At 44.9% G+C, this 5,611-nt stretch carries 6 protein-coding genes; 2 read left to right on the forward strand and 4 right to left on the reverse strand.

Annotation, left to right across the window (positions count from 1 at the left end):
* Window positions 1–221 precede the first annotated feature (221 nt).
* On the reverse strand, window positions 222–575 hold the full coding sequence (locus tag PSE7429_RS21075) for a type II toxin-antitoxin system PemK/MazF family toxin (RefSeq protein ID WP_009629393.1): 354 nt from the start codon (window positions 573–575) through the stop codon (window positions 222–224).
* A complete protein-coding gene (locus tag PSE7429_RS21080) occupies window positions 556–807 on the reverse strand; it encodes a hypothetical protein (protein WP_009629394.1) in 252 nt (83 codons plus the stop codon). Before PSE7429_RS21080 ends, PSE7429_RS21075 begins: the two co-directional genes overlap by 20 nt.
* 477 nt (window positions 808–1,284) lie before the next feature.
* Here PSE7429_RS21080 and PSE7429_RS21085 point away from each other — a divergent pair, with 477 nt between their 5' ends.
* Together PSE7429_RS21085 and PSE7429_RS21090 are read left to right on the forward strand one after the other, a co-directional pair.
* Window positions 1,285–1,905: an RNA polymerase sigma factor gene (locus tag PSE7429_RS21085; protein ID WP_040690017.1), complete on the forward strand. Its 621-nt coding sequence runs from the start codon at window positions 1,285–1,287 to the stop codon at window positions 1,903–1,905.
* A gap of 10 nt (window positions 1,906–1,915) precedes the next feature.
* A complete protein-coding gene (locus PSE7429_RS21090) occupies window positions 1,916–3,499 on the forward strand; it encodes an SPOR domain-containing protein (protein WP_009629396.1) in 1,584 nt (527 codons plus the stop codon).
* Window positions 3,500–3,651: 152 nt separating this feature from the next.
* Here PSE7429_RS21090 and PSE7429_RS21095 read toward each other — a convergent pair whose 3' ends face one another.
* Both PSE7429_RS21095 and PSE7429_RS21100 read right to left on the reverse strand, forming a co-directional pair.
* Complete coding sequence (locus tag PSE7429_RS21095) at window positions 3,652–3,996, reverse strand: hypothetical protein (protein WP_009629397.1); 345 nt, start codon at window positions 3,994–3,996, stop codon at window positions 3,652–3,654.
* Between the two features lie 378 nt (window positions 3,997–4,374).
* The gene (locus tag PSE7429_RS21100) at window positions 4,375–5,391 is read right to left on the reverse strand and encodes a sulfate/molybdate ABC transporter ATP-binding protein (protein ID WP_009629398.1); all 1,017 of its coding nucleotides are present in this window, start codon (window positions 5,389–5,391) and stop codon (window positions 4,375–4,377) included.
* Between the last annotated feature and the right edge of the window lie 220 nt (window positions 5,392–5,611).

Genomic DNA, 5,611 nt, shown 5'->3' on the forward strand with positions numbered 1-5,611 from the left:
GCCGCAACGTCTAATTTTTCACTGGGAAGGGAGTAGCTATAAAACCCTAAAACCTGCGGCGCTCGCGCAGCGAGCGCCGCAGGTTTTAGATCTGGATTTTAATTATGTTGAGGTACTTAATACCAATTCACTGAAGTGAGCCAACACTTCAATGAATTAAAAAGCAACTCTCGTAAGGTTTTGAGATTGCCAAAATGGCAACGCCATTTTGGCAATTGGTATTATATCCCCAGAGTATGTTTTAAGGCGCGATCGATTTCTAGGGTAGGCAGAAAGCCGATCGTACTGTAAATAGCCGAAATATTTACAGTGGTGAGATTGTCAGTCATAACCACGGAATCCGTCAATAAACCCGATTGCTTCCCAGAGAGCGTATTTAAGGGAATCAAGATACGGCTAGGATGCATACTTCTGACCACACGACTAGTGATCATCGCCACGATTACCTGTGGCAGCCCTGTTTGGAGATTATTAGCTTGCACGATCGCAGCAGGTCTAATCTTTGCCGTACTCAAATCGGAATTAGGAAAAACTAGCAGAACTACGTCACCACGCTTAATATTTTTTTGCTGCATGGTAGTTATCGTAGATGCTCATTTCGGGACTATCCCACTCTTCAGCAAAGGTCATCAGACTCGATCGCAAAATATGTGCTTGGGGCTTACTAATATCCAGAGAGGCTAAGTCAATGTCACCGCTAGACTTCAGAAAAGTCACAATCACTCTCGTACCTTCAGATATGTCTGTGGGGAGATCGGCAATCTCGATCTGTCCATTGCGGTATAAACCTTCAAAGCTTGCGAGCATAGAAACTTCTCTGTAAATTTAGGCTGAAAAATTTAGGATGAAATTTAGGATGATCATTGTCGAAGCTATGTGTCGAAGCTATGTAATGTGGTAGGACATTTTTTATCCGTACCTATTTATCACTACCATTTTTGTATAGCTTTTATATAGCTTCAGTCCCTTGACTTAGGACATAAAACCCAAGAATTAATTGGCGGCGCTCCGCGCCGCCAATCAATTCTTAGGTTTTATGTCCTAGTACAATTGGCGACAACTATAAAATACCAAAATCTCAACGATGCAAACGCAAACTGTATTGAAACTGTAAGTAGCTAAAACCTAGAAGAGCATACCGCCCGCTACGCGGGCGGTATGCTCTCTGATTCTTAGCTACTTATTGAATTAGTACGAACTACGGGTTGCATTATCATACTTTGCTGCTAGTATGTGTGCATCAAATTTGAAAACTTAAAAAGTGAGCTAGCGATAGCCGTGACCGTGCAGCTTCCCCCCCTCCCCGAAATTCATCATCCCAAGATTCAGGCTCTTTTTCAGAAAAGCGATCGCGATCTCGTGACGCTATTTCAAAGACATCCTGAAGAGGGTCAGTATTTTGCGGCAATTTTTTGTCGTTATGGACAGGTGCTGTATACCCTGATTGGCACGGCAACGCGATCGCCAGTACAGTCAGATTACTTATTTGTAAAGACTTGGGAATATATCTATCACGAGATGCGAGTACTAGACTTGCGGGTAACTACCCCCCGTCTGTCCTTGCAAAGCTGGCTAATTAATATTGCAGCCATGATGATTAATCGTGCTGAAGTACCTCCTGTCGAAGACATTCAATATTCGCTCAAGGATACGCCACCCGTATTTTGGTGTTACCTCAATCAAGCCCTGAATCAAATGGCTGGTAACCTCCGTCTGATACTATTATTGTCTCAAACTTTTCAGTGGAGCCACACGCGCATCGCGGCTTACTTACATGCTGAAGGTGAAAACATCTCGGCTAGTGATGTTAAACAACTTCTAGTAAACGCCTACCGTGCCTTAGAAGAAGCCCTTCCCGAAGATATCCGAGACATTTACCTAGCTCAAACCCCCGTTACTGCCTGAGGTAAAGATTATGCAAACATTGAGTCCCACCATCTCTCCCACCATTTCCCCCACCATTTCCAGAACAAACAGCCCAAGGGTCGCGGAAGCAGAAAATGATTTTTTGCCAGCGATCGCTAGAGCTTCAGTCTTACAAACCGCCTTGGCTGGTTTGGATGCGAACCTCAATGATGAGCTAGATCGTTATCGCCATTGGATAGCCAACGGACAGACCATCTCCTATCTCAATCCCTTTAAACCTCGTGCTGTCTCCACCCAATCGATCTGGACATCACCGAGTCTATCCGACGCGCTTTCTCCACTCGCCCCCATTACGGATAATAACCCTAGCGATCGCCCGCGCACGATCCAAATGCCAGTCATGCCAGCCCTAGGGACGGACTCCCCAGCAGTTAATATCAATCTAGACAAGGCTGAGTTACATAATTTTAAAGGTTTAGATACTCTTCAAAACCTCGAACACCTCCATAATGACTACGACCCAGATAGCTTAGAGCAACAAAATCAAGCTCGAAATCAAGCTCAAAACATAGCTGATGTTCAAGGTATTAACGGGCTTGACACGACAAACGGCATCAACTCGCCCACGATGGCAAAATTGCCCGTACCCGATGATGATGATATTCTGCAAAGTTTTGCCAATGACTATGCTGATTACTACCAAGAAGCAGCCGAGCAGGAATCAGCCTATGCTATGCCCAATTCCCCACAAGAAAAAAGCGCATTCCGCAGTTTAATGAATCCTGTGGGGATTATCTCCCTATTATTATTGCTCTGTTCGAGTGCAGCGATCGGCTATTTAATGGTCGATCCATCTGGGGTAGTCAAGCTTTTCAAACCTGAGGCACGCCCTAAAAATGCCCAAGTCGAAACTAAGAAAGAAGACTTAGGCAGCGATATCAATTTGCAAAATCAGCAAAAGGCAAATGATTCCTTAAGTTTTGTTCCTTTTGCAGGGGATAAGACTACAGCCGATCGCACGATTGATAGCTTGACCAAAAATAAGCCCTTAACTAATGCTCCCAAGAATCCATTAACTAACTCATCCACAAAATCATCAAGTTTATTTGTACCAAATAATAGTTTTGTCCCTAGTACACCCTTACGTACCGTCCCATCAGCAAACCTATCTTCCAGTTCGATTGCCCCCTTACCTTCGGTGTTAGCGCCACTCGAAAATAGCTACAATCCACCCGCCCGCACCAATAGCCCTGCACCAACCTATACGCCACCTGCCCCGAAATCTTCCCCAAGGTCGAATACCACGATAGTCCCTAAGACTAATGCTGCTGCCGCACCTGTTCCCAATACTACAGCCCCAAATACTACAGTTTATGTTACGCCGCGCAATAATACTGCGGTGAAGTATGCTGCGCCAATATCGTCTGGCTCTCCCAATGCACCAACCTCATCCAATAGCTATCGCGTAGTTGTCGAAAATAGTTATGCCGCTAGCGCTCAACAAGTGGAACGCGATGCCTATGTACGTCCTAGCGACGGACAGGTACAGGTTGGCTCCTATCGTGACCCCAATGCGGCTCAACAGAGAATTGAACAATTGCGCCGTCAGGGAATTCCTGCCAGAATTGAGTAATACCAAGTTAAGAAATGGCTATGCCATTTCTTAACTTGAAAAACCTAGTAATACCAAAGCCCAAAATGGCGTTGCCATTTTGGGAATCTCAAAACCTTACTGGGTTTGGTGTTTAATTCACAAAAGTGTTGTCACACTTTCGTGAATTGGTATTACTTATTAATTGACTGATTGGGGTTGGCAGGGATAGAAATCTGAACATCACGTTTTTGCTGATTTCTAAAGGTCGATACCGCTTCGTCAAAGGACTCGGATTGGCTGGCACGGAATTGCTCTGGAGACTTGCCACCAGCAAGATTAATGCTGTTCATGAGCTGCAATAGGTTGACATTGCTGCCACCGATGCTCAGAGAGCTTCTTTCCTGTTGCTGGGAATCCCTTAGGGTTTGCTCGGCTAATGTTGGTGCATTATTGATTTGCGCGATCGCTCCAGCAGCCCCAATCATGCTAGCCGATACTATACCCATAGCGTTTAGGGAAATGGATTTTAAAGTCATCGTTTTAGCTCTTTTACTAACATCTAATTCCTAGTCTATATCAAATTTTTTTTGGCTTTGGTTGTTAACACCCCAAAAAAATAAAAGCATTTATACCAAAACTAAAAATGGCTACGCCATTTTTAGTTTTTCAAACCTTTACTAGGTTTAGTTTTTACAGCGCTTTGCGCTCAAACCCAAATCAAGGAAATTTTTGAAAGCGTTGCTTTGCAACGCTTTCAAAAATTTCCTTGTGGTTCGTTTGATCGGTAATTGCTGTAATTCACAAAAGTGTGACAACACTTTCGTGAATTGGTATTAATTAGGACATAAACCCCCAAAGATGGCGGCGCTTAGCGCCGCCATCTTTGGGGTTCTGAGAGCATTTAGAATTTGCAACTAAATAGCGTAATCAAGGGGAAAGGACTTAGCATCCCTTGGCTCAATATGGACATATTGTTGCGGTTGTAATTTCAACTCATCAAAACGTTCGCGACTCATATGGGCAGTTAAAATTTGTCCATCGCCTAGGGCTAATTCAACTTGAACTTCCCAGCCCAGATGAATTAATCTGGCGATCCTTGCGGAGACGGATGTGGTGGTGGGCTCCGTTTCAATCAAAATATCGCGAGGGCGGATATATACATCTTCACTAGCATTGTCCGTTTTCAGGAATTTTGTGCGATCGCGACTGGCGGGCAGTACATTCACAGGACCGATAAAACTCATCACAAAAGGGGTCGCAGGATTGTCGTACACTTCAGCGGGCGTACCGATCTGCTCGATTTTGCCCTTGTTCATCACTACGATTTCATCCGATACCTCCATCGCTTCTTCTTGGTCGTGGGTGACAAAGACGCTGGTAACATGCACTTCATCATGGAGGCGACGCAACCAAGCCCGCAGTTCTTTACGGACTTTGGCATCCAGTGCGCCAAAGGGTTCGTCGAGGAGTAGAACGCTGGGCTGGACGGCGAGGGCGCGAGCGAGGGCAACTCTTTGGCGCTGTCCGCCCGAAAGTTGGGAAGGGTAGCGATTACCTAAACCCTTAAGCTGGATTAATTCCAATAGTTCTTCGACGCGCTCGGCAATTTTGGCTTGGGGTTCTTTGCGGATCTCTAGTCCAAAGGCAATATTTTTGCGAATGGTCATGTGTTTGAAGAGGGCGTAATGCTGGAATACAAAACCAATATTGCGATCGCGCACATCTTGATCGGTCGCATCCTTTCCAGTCAGAAAAATCTTGCCGCGATCGGGGGTCTCTAAGCCTGCAATCAATCTTAATAGAGTGGACTTGCCAGAACCTGAGGGACCTAATAGAGCCACCAATGAACCAGTTTTGACCTCAAGATTGATATTGTCTAGGGCTAAAAAATCACCAAACTGCTTAACTACATTTTCTACAACAATGCCCACGTTGCCATTACCTCAAATTGTCTTAACATGACCGACGGATCGTCTTCAAATCCACAGTTAATCTATGCGTTTACCGTTGATTCGATATCATCACATATTACAATACTTAGCGCTGACCGAAAAACCTGATAGTTTTTAGGATAACTTGCTGCCAGCGCTACTACAGCGCTTTGCGCTCAAACCCAAACCAAGGAAATTTTTGAAAGCGTTGCGAAGCAAC

Source organism: Pseudanabaena biceps PCC 7429, from assembly GCF_000332215.1.
GTDB lineage: Bacteria > Cyanobacteriota > Cyanobacteriia > Pseudanabaenales > Pseudanabaenaceae > Pseudanabaena > Pseudanabaena biceps.